Annotated in this window: 14 protein-coding genes; 8 read left to right on the top strand and 6 right to left on the bottom strand. The window is 54.9% G+C overall.

The annotated features are described in order from the left end of the window. Positions 1-9 precede the first annotated feature (9 nt). The 6 genes from K5R89_RS06930 to K5R89_RS06905 form a co-directional block, all read right to left on the bottom strand. A complete protein-coding gene (locus K5R89_RS06930; protein WP_002891634.1) occupies positions 10-339 on the bottom strand; it encodes a cytochrome o ubiquinol oxidase subunit IV in 330 nt (109 codons plus the stop codon). After that, a complete protein-coding gene (locus K5R89_RS06925) occupies positions 339-950 on the bottom strand; it encodes a cytochrome o ubiquinol oxidase subunit III (RefSeq protein ID WP_002891635.1) in 612 nt (203 codons plus the stop codon). Before K5R89_RS06925 ends, K5R89_RS06930 begins: the two co-directional genes overlap by 1 nt. Then, positions 940-2,931 (bottom strand): cytochrome o ubiquinol oxidase subunit I, encoded by a 1,992-nt coding sequence (cyoB, locus tag K5R89_RS06920; RefSeq protein ID WP_004204804.1) that lies wholly within the window; start codon positions 2,929-2,931, stop codon positions 940-942. Before cyoB ends, K5R89_RS06925 begins: the two co-directional genes overlap by 11 nt. Positions 2,932-2,950: 19 nt before the next feature. Next, complete coding sequence (gene cyoA, locus K5R89_RS06915) at positions 2,951-3,895, bottom strand: cytochrome o ubiquinol oxidase subunit II (protein ID WP_004204802.1); 945 nt, start codon at positions 3,893-3,895, stop codon at positions 2,951-2,953. Between the two features lie 479 nt (positions 3,896-4,374). Continuing rightward, positions 4,375-5,850: a muropeptide MFS transporter AmpG gene (ampG, locus tag K5R89_RS06910; RefSeq protein WP_032453853.1), complete on the bottom strand. Its 1,476-nt coding sequence runs from the start codon at positions 5,848-5,850 to the stop codon at positions 4,375-4,377. 43 nt (positions 5,851-5,893) lie between these two features. Further along, positions 5,894-6,472 (bottom strand): lipoprotein, encoded by a 579-nt coding sequence (locus K5R89_RS06905; protein WP_004204800.1) that lies wholly within the window; start codon positions 6,470-6,472, stop codon positions 5,894-5,896. A 302-nt stretch (positions 6,473-6,774) separates the two neighbouring features. Here K5R89_RS06905 and bolA point away from each other — a divergent pair, with 302 nt between their 5' ends. The 8 genes from bolA (at position 6,775) to K5R89_RS06865 (ending at position 16,819) form a co-directional block, all read left to right on the top strand. Continuing rightward, the gene (bolA, locus tag K5R89_RS06900; protein ID WP_002891649.1) at positions 6,775-7,092 is read left to right on the top strand and encodes a transcriptional regulator BolA; all 318 of its coding nucleotides are present in this window, start codon (positions 6,775-6,777) and stop codon (positions 7,090-7,092) included. A gap of 345 nt (positions 7,093-7,437) precedes the next feature. Next, positions 7,438-8,736, top strand: coding sequence for a trigger factor (gene tig, locus K5R89_RS06895; protein ID WP_049013792.1), 1,299 nt, complete (start codon positions 7,438-7,440; stop codon positions 8,734-8,736). A 309-nt stretch (positions 8,737-9,045) separates the two neighbouring features. Continuing rightward, entirely contained in the window at positions 9,046-9,669 is a 624-nt protein-coding gene (gene clpP / locus K5R89_RS06890) for an ATP-dependent Clp endopeptidase proteolytic subunit ClpP (RefSeq protein WP_002891804.1), read from the top strand. A gap of 249 nt (positions 9,670-9,918) precedes the next feature. After that, positions 9,919-11,193, top strand: coding sequence for an ATP-dependent protease ATP-binding subunit ClpX (gene clpX / locus K5R89_RS06885; protein WP_002891807.1), 1,275 nt, complete (start codon positions 9,919-9,921; stop codon positions 11,191-11,193). Positions 11,194-11,376: 183 nt separating this feature from the next. Continuing rightward, positions 11,377-13,731, top strand: coding sequence for an endopeptidase La (gene lon, locus K5R89_RS06880; RefSeq protein ID WP_023288614.1), 2,355 nt, complete (start codon positions 11,377-11,379; stop codon positions 13,729-13,731). Positions 13,732-13,940: 209 nt separating this feature from the next. Further along, positions 13,941-14,213, top strand: coding sequence for a nucleoid-associated protein HU-beta (gene hupB, locus K5R89_RS06875; protein ID WP_002444653.1), 273 nt, complete (start codon positions 13,941-13,943; stop codon positions 14,211-14,213). Positions 14,214-14,427: 214 nt separating this feature from the next. After that, positions 14,428-16,302: a peptidylprolyl isomerase gene (gene ppiD, locus K5R89_RS06870; RefSeq protein WP_217259263.1), complete on the top strand. Its 1,875-nt coding sequence runs from the start codon at positions 14,428-14,430 to the stop codon at positions 16,300-16,302. A 148-nt stretch (positions 16,303-16,450) separates the two neighbouring features. Next, complete coding sequence (locus K5R89_RS06865; protein ID WP_023288616.1) at positions 16,451-16,819, top strand: helix-hairpin-helix domain-containing protein; 369 nt, start codon at positions 16,451-16,453, stop codon at positions 16,817-16,819. Positions 16,820-16,834: the final 15 nt, after the last annotated feature.

Here is a 16,834-nt window from a genome sequence, read left to right as displayed (position 1 = left end):
TCGCCGCTCTTAGTGCATCATCATGTTGTAGTTCAGGTTCCACATAATCCAGATGGAGCCGACAACCACGATCGCAATGATGATTACGGTGAAGATAAATGCGGTCAGGTTCCAGCCTTCATCGGACTTGCTGTTCATATGCAGGAAGTACACGAGGTGTACCACGATCTGCACCACAGCGGTCACCAGAATGGTGCCAAGGATAACCGCATGCGAGGCGGAGCCACTCATCACCATGGCGAACGGAATGACCGTCAGGATGATGGACAGGATAAATCCTGTCATGTAGCTCTTCACGCTGCCGTGAGAAGCGCCGCTATGATCGGTAGAATGACTCATTACATCGCCCCCATCAGATAGACAACCGAGAACACGCAGATCCACACGACGTCCAGGAAGTGCCAGAACAGGCTCAGGCACAGGATACGCGTGCGGTTAGTGCTGGTCAGGCCACGACGTGAAACCTGGAACATCAGCACCGCCATCCAGATAAGGCCAGAGGTCACGTGCAGACCGTGGGTGCCGACCAGCGCGAAGAACGCGGACAGGAAGCCACTACGATCCGGACCAAAGCCTTCCATGATCAGGTGATGGAATTCATAGATTTCCATCCCGATAAATCCGGCGCCAAACAGCCAGGTCAACGCCAGCCAGGAAACCACCTGGCTCTTGTTGTTTTTGTACATGGCGATAGCCGCCATGCCGTAGGTGATGGAGCTGAACAGCAGCAGTGCGGTTTCAACCAGAACGAACGGCAGTTCGAAAATATCTTTGCCAGTCGGTCCGCCGGCCGTGCCGTTCACCAGAACGGCATAGGTAGCAAACAGCGTAGCGAAGATAATGCAGTCGCTCATCAGGTAGATCCAGAAACCGAATACCTTCATCGGTCCTGTATCATGGTGCCCGTGTTCATGCGCGTGGGCAGTATGCGCAAGAGTATCAGTTGCCATTTTTCAGCCCTGCTTTGTTAATCTCATCGAAATGCTGTTTTTCCAGTTTTTCGACTTCTGCAACCGGTACGTAGTAATCCACGTCCTCGTCAAAGCTCTTAATAATCCAGGTCGCTACGATGCCGATGAAGCTGGCGATCGCCATCCACCAGATATGCCAGATCATGGCGAAACCAAATACCGTCGCGAAGGCGGCAATGACGATGCCGGCGCCGCTGTTTTTCGGCATATGAATTTCTTCATAGTGAGCAGGCTGTTTGTACGCTTCACCTTTCTCTTTCATTTCCCAGAAGGCGTCACGCTCGTGAACCTGAGGAACGATAGCGAAGTTGTAGAACGGCGGTGGAGAAGAGGTTGCCCACTCCAGCGTACGGCCACCCCACGGGTCACCGGTCAGGTCACGGTTCTGATCGCGGTCGCGAATAGAGACGTAGAACTGAATCAGCTGGCACAGGATACCGCAGGCGATCAGCGCCGCACCGCAAGCTGCAACAACCAGCATCGGGTGGAACTGCGGATCGATCTGCTGGCTCAGACGACGGGTCATCCCCATGAAGCCCAGCACGTACAGCGGCATAAATGCTACGAAGAAGCCGATGATCCAGAACCAGAAAGCGCGTTTGCCCCAGGTTTCGTTCAGGGTGAAGCCAAAGGCTTTCGGCCACCAGTAGGTCAGACCTGCGAAGCAACCGAATACCACGCCGCCGATGATAACGTTATGGAAGTGCGCGATCAGGAACAGGCTGTTGTGCAGAACGAAGTCCGCGCCCGGTACCGCCAGCAGCACGCCGGTCATCCCACCTACGGAGAAGGTCACGATAAAGCCGATAGTCCACATCATCGCCGAGTTGAAGACGATGCGACCCTGATACATGGTGAACAGCCAGTTGAAGATCTTAACCCCGGTCGGGATCGCGATAATCATGGTGGTAATACCGAAGAAGGCGTTTACGTTCGCGCCGGCACCCATGGTGAAGAAGTGGTGCAGCCAAACGATGAACGACAGAACGGTAATACAGACGGTTGCCCACACCAGAGAGGTGTAACCGAACAGACGCTTACGCGAGAAGGTCGCGGCGATTTCGGAGAAGACCCCGAACACCGGCAGAACCAGGATGTACACTTCCGGGTGACCCCAGGCCCAAATCAGGTTGATGTACATCATCATGTTGCCACCCATATCGTTGGTAAAGAAATGGGTGCCCAGGTAACGATCCAGGGTCAGCAGCGCGATGGTGACGGTCAGAATTGGGAAAGAGGCGATAATCAGGATGTTAGCGCACAGAGATGCCCAGGAGAATACCGGCATCTTGAACATGGTCATGCCCGGGGCGCGCATCTTGATAATGGTCACGAAGAAGTTAATACCGGTCAGGGTAGTACCGATACCGGAGAGCTGCAGCGCCCAAATCCAGTAGTCGACCCCTACGCCAGGACTGTACTCAATTCCCGACAGCGGCGGATAGGCCAGCCAACCGGTCTGCGCGAACTCACCGACGCCCAGAGACAGGTTAACCAGAATCACGCCCACAACGGTGAACCAGAAGCTCAGGTTGTTGAGGAACGGGAAGGCTACGTCGCGTGCGCCGAGCTGAAGCGGAACCACCAGGTTCATCAGACCGATAACGAACGGCATCGCCACGAAGAAGATCATGATAACGCCGTGGGCGGTAAAGATCTGATCGTAGTGATGAGGCGGCAGGAAGCCTGCTTCCCCAGCCGAGGCCAGCACCTGCTGGCTACGCATCATGATGGCGTCAGCAAAGCCACGCAGCAGCATGACGATTGCCACGATAACGTACATGATACCGAGACGTTTGTGGTCGACAGAGGTCAGCCACTCGTTCCATAGGTAGGACCACTTACCGAAGTAAGTGATGGCCGCCAGAAGCGCCAGTCCCCCAATGATAATCGCAGCCACCGTTACCACGATAATAGGTTCGTGGTAGGGCACTGCATCCAGTGTAAGTTTTCCGAACATCGTTTTCTTCCTCGGCCCCTTAGTGAGCGGTTTCCGCGTGGCTCATGTCCATGCCTTCCATCCCGTCGTGAGCGGCATGCTCGCCTTCAGGTTTGGACATGTTCATGCTCTCGTGAGACATGAATTTGTTCACAACATCTTTGAACAGATCCGGCTTCACGTTAGAGAAGTATTCCACTTTGTTATATTCGCTAGGCACAGCCACTTTCTCGAACGCGGCCATAGAGTCCATAGCGTTCGGAGACTGTTTCGCTTTTTCAACCCACTGATCGAAAGTTGCACGATCCGGGGTAGCAATCGCTTTGAACTTCATACCAGAGAAGCCCGGGCCACTGTAGCTAGCGGAGATACCGTCATAAGTACCAGCTTCGTCAGCAATGAGGTGCAGCTGAGTCTGCATCCCGGCCATTGCGTAGATCTGGCTGCCTAAGCGCGGAATAAAGAACGAGTTCATCACCGAGTTAGAGGTCACTTTGAAGTGTACCGGTACGTTCGCCGGGAAGGCGATTTCGTTAACGGTAGCAATACCCTGTTCCGGATAGATAAAGAACCATTTCCAGTCCATCGATACGACTTCGATGGTGATTGGTTTCTCGTCATGGACAAGCGGTTTGCTTGGCTCCAGTGCGTGAGTGGTTTTCCAGGTCAGAACGGCCAGGAACAGGATGATCAGAATAGGTACCGTCCAGACCACAGCTTCCACTTTATTGGAGTGTGACCAGTTCGGGCTATACTTCGCATCTTTATTGCTCGCGCGATACTTCCAGGCAAATCCTACTGCCATCAAGACGGCGGGAATAACGACAATCATCATCAGGCCGAAGGCCGTCAGAATCAAAGAGCGTTGCTCCAGTCCAATCTGTCCTTTTGGGTCAAGGAGTGCAGAATCACAACCACTGAGTAATACAGTACCTGCGATTAATGACATCCATCCCAAACTTTTATTGTATTTCCTGAGTCTCATTGAACGACCTCAATTCCACGGGATCTGGTGGCGTTTAAAGTGTACGGGCATTTTACGGTAAGGTTGCATTACTGTAAACATGATTGGATCTCTGTCAGTTCTGTGTTAGCGGCTTCTGCTTGCTTTGTCACATATGTTACGTAGTGTTACGTAATCGCTTGCAAAGCCTGATTTTCGTGGGATCGATAACGAAAGGGATAAGAAAAGGAGTGCTTAGCGGCGAATGGGCATAACCACCCAAAAATTAGAACAATTGTTTAACATTTAATTATCAAATAAAAGACATTGTGGAAACGTAAAATAAAATCGGCTTAGCTGAATCGGTTAAATTATTTAAAGAATCGAATAAAAACTGTCAATAATTTCCAGAAAACAAAAACGCACAAAACAACAAATAGCGCGGCGGGCAATATAAAAGCGTTAATAAGCCGTTATAATTACGTTTCGTAATTACAACGGCTAATAATGATGCAGCGTCCTTAAATCAGGTGGGTTTTACGCAGCGCCAGGTAGTCGAGCAGGCCGCCGAGCAAAATACCGCCAACGGCCGTCAGCGCGGCAACCTCCAGCAGGCCGGACAGGAAGCTGAACGACGTATAATCCAGCGCGTTGAGGATCAGCAGACCCAGCCATACCGCCAGCAGCAGGCAGCCCAGCGTCAGGATCCCCAGCGCCAGCGCATAGGCCTGCGGGTATTCGCTACGCGGTATAAAGCTTGCCGTGCGTTGGGTATGCTCGAGCGTTTGCCGGCACAGCAGCAGCAGCGCGATCCCCGGCACCGCCGCGACCACAGAGAAGAGATAGAAGGTGGACCAGCCGTGGGCCTCGACGAACCAGCCGGCGATCGGCCCGACGTACACGCGGCCAACCGCGGACAGCGCCGAGAGCAGCGCGAACTGGGTGGCGGAGAAGGACTTGTTGCACAGCGTCATCAGCAGCGCCACAAACGCCGCCGTGCCCATTCCCCCGCACAGGTTCTCAAAGAATACCGCGGTCGCCATGGAATAGAGGTGCTTATCGGTAATCGACAGCAGCCAGTAGCCGGCGTTGGAGACCCCCTGCAGCAGACCGAAGATCAGCAGCGCCCGGAACAGCGTCAGCCGCTGCATCAGGACGCCGCCGTACAGGGCGCCGAGAATGGTGGCGAAGAGGCCTAAGGTTTTGTTCACCATCCCCACTTCACCGGCGTCAAAACCGACGCCGCGGATGAGAAAGGTGGTGGTCAGGCTCATGGCAAACGCATCGCCAAGCTTATAAAGAACGATGAGCAACAGAATAAGCCAGGCGTTGTTGCGGCCGAAAAAATCGCGCAGCGGTGCAACCACCGCCTGCTCCAGCGATCGGGGAACCGGGATGACGTCGCTCGGCTCGGGCGCCAGCAGCGTGGCGATGATGCAGGGCACCAGCAGCGCCGCCATCAGCCAGTACATCCCCTGCCAGCCGAGATAGCGGTCGGCGAGCCACAGGGCCAGACCGCCGGAGACCAGCATCCCGAGGCGATAGCCCAGCACGCTGATCGCGGCGCCGGCGCCGCGCTCTTCCGCCGGCAGAACGTCGGTTTTCCAGGCGTCAAAGACAATATCCTGCGACGCTGAACAGAAGGCGATCACCACCGCCAGCGCCGCCATCCAGCGCAGCTGGGAGACGGGTTCAAGAAAGCCCATCGCCGCGATGGCCAGCAGGAGCAGGATCTGGGTGGTGACCAGCCAGCCGCGACGTCGGCCGAGAAACGGCGGCGTGTAGCGGTCCATCAGCGGGGACCAGAGAAATTTAAAGACATAGGCCTGGCCGACCAGCGAGAAAAAACCGATCGTTTTCAGATCGATATTTTCCACCGTCATCCAGGCCTGCAGGGTACCGGAGGTGAGGGCCAGCGGCAGACCGGAGGCGAAGCCGAGGATCAGCAAAATCGCTGATTTAGGCTGCTGAAAAATGCGTAAGTAATGACTGGACATAGCATAAAGCACGAACCCGGCGGAGGCCGGGTTCGTGGTGGCATTAACGCGCGTTTTGCTTGATGAAATCGTGAATGCTGGTGTCCTGCGCCATATCGGCGATGGTATCGGTCAGGACGCTGTTAACGGCATCAGCGATGTTTTTGTTCGAGGCCTGGAAGGCGCCTTCAACCGAGTAGCTGGCGCGGTAGTTTTTGGTCATCTTCGTGCCGTTTGCCGCGGTGGCGATGATGGCGATATCGGCTTTGGTGGCGATGTTGTAGCGCACGTTGCCCTGGGAGACGTCAGCGTAGAGTTTGTTGACGATGATCTGCAGATCGACTGCGCCGTTCGGGCCAATCATATAGCCGCGCGCGGTCATTTGTTTCTCCAGCACTTCCTGCAGCAGGAAGCGCAGGTCGCGGGAGGCGGTGAGGGTGACCTGTTGGTTGTCGCGCGTCACTTTCGCCAGCGCCTGGTCCGGACGCTGGTCGGCGCCGTTGATGCTGACGGTCACGCCCATCAGGCTCGGATCCTGCTGCGGCAGCGTGATTTTCGGCGATACTTCAATGGTGGTCGGCGGCGTGGCGCATCCTGCCAGCATAAACATGGCGACCAACGGGAAAAGGATCTTCTTAAGCATGTTCAGGTCTCAACGCATGGTGTTGTTATAAGGAAAATTACCGCCATCATAGCATTGCCAACGGCAAGGGGAAGTGGCAACGCGTGTAAATCCATCGCCCTGGCGGTTTTCTGAGCGCCCCGCTACGGTTAATCGCTCTTTCACCGGCGGATCTGGCGACCAGAGCCAGTAAACGTGATACTTTTGAATGAAAATATCAGAACAATGCTAATTTTTTGTTGTTTTCTCCTAATGGAAGCGGTAAAAGCGGCTAACATTTAAAAGGAGTGGCGGCATCTCAGCGTTGTCGGAGGAGAAAATTCATGATGATACGTGAACAGATCGAAGCAAAACTTAGAGCAGCGTTCGACCCGATGTATCTCGAAGTCGTGGATGAAAGTTATCGTCACAACGTCCCTGCGGGCTCTGAAAGTCATTTTAAAGTGGTGTTAGTGAGCGATCGCTTCACTGGCGAGCGTTTCCTTAATCGCCACCGTATGATCTACGGCACGCTAACCGAGGAGCTGTCGAATACGGTGCACGCCCTGGCGTTGCACACCTACACGATTAAAGAATGGGAAGCGCTACAGGATACGGTTTTCGCCTCGCCGCCGTGCCGCGGCGCGGGGAGCATCGCCTAGAAATCCCATTTGCAACCGCTGGCGCTTTTCCAGTATGTTGCTTGCAGATTTAGCAAAAACGGCCTACGGGCCGTTTTGTTTTGCCTGGAAAATGCGCAAAGTCAGCGCTTTTGCGGACAAAATTGAGCGGGAAATGTGAAAAATGCCGCAGCACCAGGCGACAACCGTTCTCGACTCACAAAAGTGATGCCGCTATAATGCCGCGTCTTATATATGAATGTCTTCGGGATGATTCTGACGACAGGGAATGTGTTTCTGATTTGAAGAGGGCATCCCGGTTCTGCGAAGCCACCTACACGCGCTTCCAGAGTTGACCGAGCACTGTGATTTTTTTGAGGTAACAAGATGCAAGTTTCAGTTGAAACCACTCAGGGCCTTGGGCGCCGTGTAACGATTACTATCGCCGCTGACAGCATCGAGAATGCTGTCAAAAGCGAGCTGGTCAACGTAGCGAAAAAAGTTCGCATTGACGGCTTCCGTAAAGGCAAAGTGCCGATGAATGTTGTTGCTCAGCGTTATGGCGCATCCGTTCGCCAGGACGTGCTGGGCGACCTGATGAGCCGTCATTTCGTTGACGCGATCATCAAAGAAAAAATCAATCCGGCCGGCGCGCCGAACTACGTTCCGGGCGAATACAAACTGGGCGAAGACTTCACCTACGCGGTAGAGTTCGAAGTGTACCCGGAAGTTGAACTGCAGGGTCTGGAAGCGATCGAAGTAGAAAAACCGGTTGTTGAAGTGACCGACGCTGACGTTGACACCATGCTGGAAACCCTGCGCAAGCAGCAGGCCACCTGGAAAGACAAAGAAGGCGCAGTTGAAGCTGAAGATCGCGTAACCATCGACTTCACCGGTTCCGTAGACGGCGAAGAGTTCGAAGGCGGCAAAGCGTCTGACTTCGTACTGGCGATGGGTCAGGGTCGTATGATCCCGGGCTTCGAAGACGGTATCAAAGGCCACAAAGCGGGTGACGAGTTCACCATCGACGTGACCTTCCCGGAAGAGTACCACGCTGAAAACCTGAAAGGTAAAGCGGCTAAGTTCGTTATCAACCTGAAGAAAGTTGAAGAACGTGAACTGCCGGAGCTGACCGAAGAATTCATCAAACGTTTCGGCGTGGAAGATGGTTCCGTCGCTGGCCTGCGCGCTGAAGTGCGTAAAAACATGGAACGCGAGCTGAAAGGCGCTGTGCGTAACCGTGTGAAGTCTCAGGCTATCGAAGGTCTGGTTAAAGCTAACGAAATCGACGTTCCGGCGGCCCTGATCGACAGCGAAATCGACGTGCTGCGTCGCCAGGCTGCTCAGCGTTTCGGTGGCAACGAGAAACAGGCTCTGGAACTGCCGCGTGAGCTGTTCGAAGAGCAGGCTAAACGCCGCGTAGTGGTTGGCCTGCTGCTGGGCGAAGTGATTCGCACCAACGAGCTGAAAGCTGACGAAGAGCGCGTGAAAGGCCTGATCGAAGAGATGGCTTCTGCTTACGAAGATCCGTCAGAAGTGGTTGAGTTCTACAGCAAGAACAAAGAGCTGATGGACAACATGCGCAACGTGGCGCTGGAAGAGCAGGCTGTTGAAGCCGTGCTGGCGAAAGCCAAAGTGTCTGAAAAAGCCACTTCCTTCAACGAACTGATGAACCAGCAGGCGTAATTTCGCCGCGATGGTGTAAGGTTCGTGCAAAAACCCGTTGCCGAAAGGCGGCGGGTTTTTTTTTAGGATAATGCCAGCCTCAGGCACGGTGCTAAAACGCATTTACCATGATAGCGTTACAGCAAAAGCTTGTTATGCTTGAAATATGGCAACGCCATCCCCATTACCGGGGGAGGCAACTGCATCCGCAATTGCACGCGTGTTGAAGAGGCGGTGACGCGTTCAGCGGATAGAAACTGTGGCTGATAATCCGTCCGTAAGGTTACAATCAGTGCAGCAGGTATTTTAAAATTACTCCAGGAGACGGAAATGTCATACAGTGGCGAACGAGACAACTTTGCACCCCATATGGCCCTGGTGCCGATGGTCATTGAACAGACCTCACGCGGTGAACGTTCTTTTGATATCTACTCCCGTCTGCTTAAGGAACGCGTCATTTTTCTGACCGGCCAGGTCGAAGACCACATGGCAAACCTGATCGTGGCGCAGATGCTGTTTCTGGAAGCGGAAAACCCGGAAAAAGACATTTACCTGTACATTAACTCTCCGGGCGGGGTGATCACCGCCGGGATGTCGATCTATGACACCATGCAGTTCATCAAGCCGGACGTCAGCACCATCTGTATGGGACAGGCCGCGTCCATGGGCGCGTTCCTGTTGACCGCCGGGGCGAAGGGCAAGCGTTTCTGCCTGCCGAACTCCCGCGTGATGATCCACCAGCCGCTGGGCGGCTATCAGGGGCAGGCGACGGATATTGAGATCCACGCCCGTGAAATCCTGAAGGTGAAAGGACGCATGAATGAGCTGATGGCGCATCATACCGGCCAGTCTCTTGAGCAGATTGAGCGTGACACCGAGCGTGACCGCTTCCTCTCTGCTGCGGAAGCCGTGGAGTACGGACTGGTCGACTCTATTTTGACCCATCGTAATTGATGCCCGAGGCGCAAGGGTGCCGCTTTATGCTGCATCCTTCTCGCCACGTCTGCTAAGCGGTTGGCATTTTTCCGGAGGCTTGCCGGGCAGGCAGGCGGCCGGTAGCTTCGCTACCGCCTCGATGTAGCGCGAAGGATTTTGTGTATATACTAATGAAGGGCGGCACAACGCTATATGGCGGCTTGCGCCTGAGAATGGCATTTGCGTCGTCGTGTGCGGCACAAAGAACTTAAAAAGAGGTTTGGACTCATGACAGATAAACGCAAAGATGGATCGGGCAAATTGTTGTATTGCTCTTTTTGCGGCAAAAGCCAGCATGAAGTGCGTAAGCTGATCGCCGGGCCATCCGTGTATATCTGCGACGAATGCGTTGATTTATGTAACGACATCATTCGCGAAGAGATTAAAGAAGTTGCGCCGCACCGCGAGCGCAGCGCGCTGCCGACGCCGCACGAGATTCGCCACCACCTTGATGACTACGTCATCGGTCAGGAACAGGCGAAAAAAGTGTTGGCGGTCGCGGTATACAACCACTACAAACGTCTGCGCAATGGCGATACCAGCAATGGCGTAGAGCTGGGTAAAAGTAACATTCTGCTGATCGGGCCGACCGGCTCCGGTAAAACGCTGCTGGCGGAAACGCTGGCGCGCCTGCTGGATGTGCCGTTTACCATGGCGGACGCCACCACCCTGACCGAAGCCGGTTATGTGGGTGAGGACGTCGAAAATATCATTCAGAAACTGCTGCAGAAGTGCGACTACGACGTGCAGAAAGCGCAGCGCGGCATCGTCTATATCGACGAAATCGACAAAATTTCGCGTAAATCCGACAACCCGTCGATTACCCGCGACGTCTCCGGCGAAGGCGTGCAGCAGGCGCTGCTGAAGCTTATCGAAGGCACCGTCGCCGCCGTTCCGCCGCAGGGCGGGCGCAAACACCCGCAGCAGGAGTTCCTGCAGGTTGATACCTCCAAGATCCTGTTTATCTGCGGCGGCGCGTTTGCCGGTCTGGATAAAGTGATTTCCCACCGTGTGGAAACCGGCTCCGGCATTGGTTTTGGCGCGACGGTTAAAGCGAAGTCCGACAAAGCGAGCGAAGGCGAACTGCTGGCCCAGGTCGAGCCGGAAGATCTGATCAAGTTTGGTTTGATTCCGGAATTCATTGGCCGTCTGCCGGTAGTGGCAACCCTGAACGAGCTGAGCGAAGAAGCGCTGATCCAGATCCTGAAAGAGCCGAAAAACGCCCTGACCAAGCAGTATCAGGCGCTGTTTAGCCTGGAAGGCGCAGAGCTTGAATTCCGCGACGAAGCGCTGGATGCCATCGCCAAGAAAGCGATGGCGCGTAAAACCGGCGCCCGTGGCCTGCGTTCCATTGTGGAAGCGGCGCTGCTGGACACCATGTATGACCTGCCTTCGATGGAAGATGTCGAAAAAGTGGTCATTGATGAGTCGGTTATCGCCGGGCAGAGCAAACCGTTGCTGATCTACGGCAAACCGGAAGCTCAGCAGGCATCTGGCGAATAATTAGCCATTTCACTCAAGCAGTTAACAAAAAGGGGGGATTTTATCTCCCCTTTTATTTTTCCTGCATTCCCGCCGTTGAATGTGTGGAATACATCCCCATATACTGGATTACATATTAACGACGATGCAGTGGAGTGTGGCGTCGTCGGCTACCTGGCGGACTTTAAACTAAGAGAGAGCTCTATGAATCCTGAGCGTTCTGAACGCATTGAAATCCCCGTATTGCCGTTGCGCGATGTGGTGGTTTATCCGCACATGGTCATACCCCTGTTCGTAGGGCGGGAAAAATCTATCCGTTGCCTCGAAGCGGCCATGGACCATGATAAAAAAATCATGCTGGTTGCGCAGAAAGAAGCGTCGACGGATGAGCCGGGTGTAAACGATCTTTTCACCGTTGGAACCGTGGCGTCTATTTTGCAGATGCTGAAGCTGCCGGACGGCACCGTGAAGGTGCTGGTCGAAGGGCTACAGCGTGCACGCATTTCTGCGCTGTCTGATAATGGCGAACATTTCTCGGCGAAAGCGGAGTATCTCGACTCGCCGGCGATTGACGAACGTGAGCAGGAAGTGCTGGTTCGTACCGCTATCAGCCAGTTTGAAGGCTATATCAAGCTGAATAAAAAGATCCCACCGGAAGTGCTGACGTCGCTGAACAGCATCGACGATCCGGCGCGCCTGGCGGATACCATCGCGGCGCATATGCCGCTGAAGCTGGCGGACAAGCAGTCCGTGCTGGAGATGTCCGACGTCAACGAACGTCTGGAATATCTGATGGCGATGATGGAATCGGAAATCGATCTGCTGCAGGTTGAGAAGCGCATTCGCAACCGCGTCAAAAAGCAGATGGAGAAATCCCAGCGCGAGTACTATCTGAACGAGCAAATGAAAGCGATTCAGAAAGAACTCGGCGAGATGGACGACGCCCCGGACGAAAACGAAGCGCTGAAGCGCAAGATCGACGCGGCGAAAATGCCGAAAGAGGCGAAAGAGAAAACCGAAGCGGAACTGCAGAAGCTGAAGATGATGTCGCCGATGTCTGCGGAAGCGACCGTCGTGCGTGGCTACATCGACTGGATGGTGCAGGTGCCGTGGAATGCGCGCAGTAAGGTCAAAAAAGACCTGCGTCAGGCCCAGGAGATCCTCGATACCGATCACTATGGTCTGGAGCGCGTGAAGGACCGCATCCTTGAGTATCTCGCGGTGCAGAGCCGGGTCAACAAAATCAAGGGGCCGATCCTCTGCCTGGTGGGACCGCCGGGGGTAGGTAAAACCTCATTGGGTCAATCTATCGCCAAAGCGACCGGCCGGAAATACGTCCGCATGGCGCTGGGCGGCGTGCGCGATGAAGCGGAAATTCGCGGTCATCGTCGGACCTATATTGGCTCGATGCCGGGCAAACTGATCCAGAAAATGGCGAAAGTGGGGGTGAAAAACCCGCTGTTCCTGCTGGATGAGATCGACAAAATGTCTTCCGACATGCGCGGCGACCCGGCTTCCGCGTTGCTTGAGGTGCTGGATCCGGAACAGAACGTGGCCTTTAACGACCACTATCTGGAAGTGGATTACGATCTCAGCGACGTGATGTTCGTGGCGACGTCCAACTCCATGAACATTCCGGCGCCGCTGCTGGACCGTATGGAAGTAATTCGCCTCTCGGGTTACACCGAAGATGAAAAACTGAACATCGCCAAGCGTCACCTGCTGCCGAAGCAGATCGAACGCAACGCGCTGAAGAAAGGCGAACTGACCGTCGACGATAGCGCCATTATCGGCATTATTCGTTACTACACCCGTGAAGCGGGCGTTCGTAGCCTGGAGCGTGAAATCTCCAAGCTGTGCCGTAAGGCCGTTAAGCAGCTGTTGCTGGATAAGACGCTGAAACACATCGAAATTAACGGTGAGAATCTGCATGATTATCTCGGCGTGCAGCGCTTCGACTATGGCCGCGCCGATAGTGAGAACCGCGTCGGTCAGGTGACCGGTCTGGCGTGGACGGAAGTGGGCGGCGATCTGCTGACCATCGAAACCGCCTGCGTACCGGGTAAAGGCAAACTGACCTACACCGGCTCGCTGGGCGAGGTGATGCAGGAGTCGATTCAGGCTGCGCTGACCGTGGTACGTTCGCGGGCGGACAAGCTGGGCATTAACGCCGACTTCTACGAGAAGCGTGATATTCACGTCCACGTACCGGAAGGGGCGACGCCGAAGGATGGCCCGAGCGCGGGTATCGCCATGTGTACGGCGCTGGTCTCCTGCCTGACCGGCAACCCGGTACGCGCCGATGTGGCGATGACCGGGGAGATTACGCTGCGTGGTCAGGTGCTGCCGATCGGCGGTCTGAAGGAAAAACTGCTCGCGGCGCATCGCGGCGGTATTAAGACTGTTCTGATTCCTGATGAGAACAAACGCGACCTTGAAGAAATTCCGGATAACGTTATCGCCGATTTGGATATCCATCCGGTGAAACGAATCGAGGAAGTTCTGACACTTGCGCTGCAGAACGAACCGTTCGGCATGCAGGTTGTGACCGCGAAATAGTGATTCTGCGCAAATTGCGCTAATAAAAATAGGGCTGGTAAGTCATTTCGGACTTGCCAGCCTTTTTTTGTGTAGCTAACTTAGATCGCTGGCAGGGGGGTCATCGACAACTGCTGTTGTAAGGGCATGACAGTCCTGATATAACTGCTGCGCGGTCGCACTATGAAGGACTCTGGTGCGATATAAATTATAAAGAGAGGAAGAGAACAGTGAATAAATCTCAACTGATTGACAAAATTGCTGCGGGTGCGGACATTTCTAAAGCTGCAGCTGGACGTGCGTTAGATGCTTTAATCGCTTCTGTTACTGAATCTCTGCAGGCTGGGGATGACGTTGCGCTGGTAGGTTTCGGTACCTTTGCTGTTAAAGAACGTGCCGCCCGTACTGGTCGCAACCCACAAACAGGTAAAGAAATTACTATCGCTGCCGCAAAAGTGCCGGGCTTCCGTGCTGGTAAAGCGCTGAAAGACGCGGTGAACTGATCGGCTTTCCCGTCAGGGAATGTGACGAAGTACAAGGGCGCATCGTGAGATGTGCCTTTTTTATTGCCTTTTCAGACCACTTTATGTGTGTTTATCGCCACTTGTGGGCTGACAATCACCCTGTTTTCTTGTCAAAATACGTCCTCACGCGCGGCGGCCATCACGTGCTATGCTGCGCGAGCTAAAGTCATCTACAGCGGAGCGTTGTTACACCATGATGGACAACCTACGCACGGCCGCCAACAGCGTCGTGCTCAAGATTATTTTCGGTATCATTATCGTCTCGTTCATTTTGACCGGGGTGAGTGGTTACCTGATTGGCGGTGGCAAAAACTATGCCGCAAAAGTGAATGGCCAGGAGATTGGCCGTGGGCAGTTTGAAAACGCCGTCGCCAGCGAACGTAACCGTATGCAGCAGCAGCTTGGCGACCAGTTCTCCGAGCTGGCGGCGAACGAAAACTACATGAAAACCATGCGCCAGCAGGTGCTGAACCGCCTGATCGATGAGTCGCTTCTGGATCAGTATGCCCGCGAGCTGGGCCTCAGCATCAGCGATGAGCAGGTGAAGCAGGCGATCTTCCAGACCCAGGCGTTCCAGACGAACGGTAAGTTCGACAACCAGCGTTTCAGCGGTATTGTCGCCCAGATGGGAATGACCACCGATCAGTACGCCCAGGCGCTGCGTAACCAGCTGACCACGCAGCAGCTGATTAACGCCATTGCGGGTACCGACTTCATGCTGCCGGGCGAGTCCGATCAGCTGGCGGCGCTGGTGTCTCAGCAGCGTGTCGTCCGCGAAGCGACCATCAACGTCAACGCTCTGGCGGCAAAACAGACCGCCAGCGATGAGGAAATCAACGCTTTCTGGCAGCAGAATCAGGCCCGTTTTATGGCGCCGGAGCAGTTCCGCGTGAGCTACATCAAGATGGATGCCGCCAGCATGCAGGAAAACGCCTCTGACGAAGAAATCCAGTCATGGTATGACCAGCATAAAGATCAGTTCACTCAGCCGCAGCGTAATCGCTACAGCGTGATTCAGACTAAAACTGAAGCCGACGCGAAAGCGGTGCTGGCCGAGCTGCAAAAAGGCGCTGATTTCGCCACGCTGGCAAAAGAAAAATCGACCGATATTATCTCTGCCCGCAACGGCGGCGATATGGGGTGGATGGAAGATGCCTCTACCGTGCCTGAGCTGAAAGAGGCCGGACTGAAAGAGAAAGGCCAGCTCTCCGGGGTGATCAAATCCTCGGTTGGCTTCCTGGTGGCCCGTCTGGACGACGTCCAGCCGGCGCAGGTCAAACCGCTGGCTGACGTGCGCAATGACATTGCGGCGAAAGTGAAGCAGGAGAAAGCGCTAGATGCTTACTATGCGCTGCAGCAGAAGGTGAGCGATGCGGCCAGCAACGATAATGAATCGCTGGCGGGCGCGGCGCAGGTCGCCGGAGTGCAGGTGGCGGAAACCGGCTGGTTTGGCCGCGATAACCTGCCGGAAGAGCTGAACTTTAAACCGGTCGCTGACGCTATCTTCAACGGCGGTCTGGTCGGTGTGAACGGCGCGCCGGGCAGCAACTCTGACATCATTACCGTTGATGGCGATCGCGCCTTTGTTCTGCGTATCAGCGAGCACAAAGCCGAGGCGGTGAAACCGCTGGCCGAAGTGAAGGCGCAGGTCAGCGATATCGTTAAGCACAATAAAGCGGAACAGCAGGCGAAGCTGGATGCCGATAAGCTGCTGGCGGCGCTGAAAGACGGCAAAGGCGATGAGGCGATGAAGGCGGCTGGCCTGAGCTTTGGCGCGCCGCAGACGCTTTCCCGTACCGGCCAGGATCCGCTGAGCCAGCTGGCATTCACTCTGCCGCTGCCGCAGCAGGGCAAACCGGTCTATGGCGTTGGCAGCAACATGCAAGGCGATGTGGTGCTGGTGGCGCTGGATGAAGTGAAAGCAGGCAGCATGCCGGAAGAGCAGAAGAAGGCTATGGTTCAGGGGATTACCCAGAACAATGCCCAAATCGCTTTCGAAGCGCTGATGAGCAACCTGCGCAAGGCGGCGAAAATTAAGCTGGGCGACAGCATCGACCAGCAGCAGTAATTTCGCGTCGTTTCGCAAAAATACGCAACACCATGTAATCCTCAGGGGCCGCTTTCGCGGCCCTTTCCATTTCTGTGATTTGCCTTTTGTCGGCCATCCGCACTGACGCTATCGTAGCCTTGCTGTCTACACACAAGGAGATATCAGCATGAAATATGGAATAAAAGCACTGATGGCCGCGGGCGTTCTGGTTTTCGCGGTAGGCGCACAGGGCGCGCTGGCCGCCCCCGCCAGCGGCAAAGCGGTGGTAACCAAAGAGCATGTCCCGGCGTCCTCTTCGGCGAAAGCGAAAGCGGAACCCGGCGAGGCCGACAACGGGGCGACCAAAGTCAGCATTAACCACGCCAGCGCCGAGCAGCTGGCGCAGGCTCTGAATGGCGTGGGGTTGAAAAAAGCCCAGGCGATTGTCAGCTACCGTGAGGAGTACGGGCCGTTTAAAACCCTTGATGACCTGAAGCAGGTCCCGGGGATGGGCAGTGCGCTGGTGGAGCGGAATTTAGCCCATCTGACGCTGTAAATTTTATGCCAGCGC

The sequence above is a fragment of the Klebsiella sp. TF21-TM genome (assembly GCF_019753495.1).
Classification (GTDB): Bacteria; Pseudomonadota; Gammaproteobacteria; order Enterobacterales; family Enterobacteriaceae; genus Klebsiella; species Klebsiella quasipneumoniae.
Note: the sequence above shows the minus strand (reverse complement) of the source record. Positions and strands in the feature narration are given on the sequence as shown.